This window comes from Achromobacter sp. SIMBA_011 (assembly GCF_046535435.1).
In the GTDB taxonomy this organism is placed as follows: domain Bacteria; phylum Pseudomonadota; class Gammaproteobacteria; order Burkholderiales; family Burkholderiaceae_B; genus Achromobacter; species Achromobacter dolens.
Window position 1 is genome coordinate 1 of the sequence record NZ_JAWRWN010001141.1, and the last position, 240, is coordinate 240.

1 protein-coding gene is annotated in these 240 nt (G+C 62.1%); it reads right to left on the reverse strand.

The window, feature by feature from the left end:
• On the reverse strand, positions 1–240 hold a 240-nt coding region (locus SB816_RS34610), incomplete at both ends, for a hypothetical protein (RefSeq protein ID WP_410548575.1).

The window sequence follows — 240 nt, forward strand, 5'->3', positions numbered from 1 at the left end:
CTGTTCAGGACGTGCGCTTCGAAGCGGGCTATTCATCGGCGTACGCGGATACTGCGCGCTTACGCTAATGAATACGGTATGGCGCGCGTGACCCCATGGCCTCGCGCGCCAAATCAAGTCGGTAGCCGGCGCACCCCGCGCCGCTACCCCTAATCGCTTGATCAAGCTGACGGCCACACGGCCGTCCGCTTTTTCCGGAGGGAAGTTTGCCCATCCCACTGAAGGGTTCGCAAAGTGCCG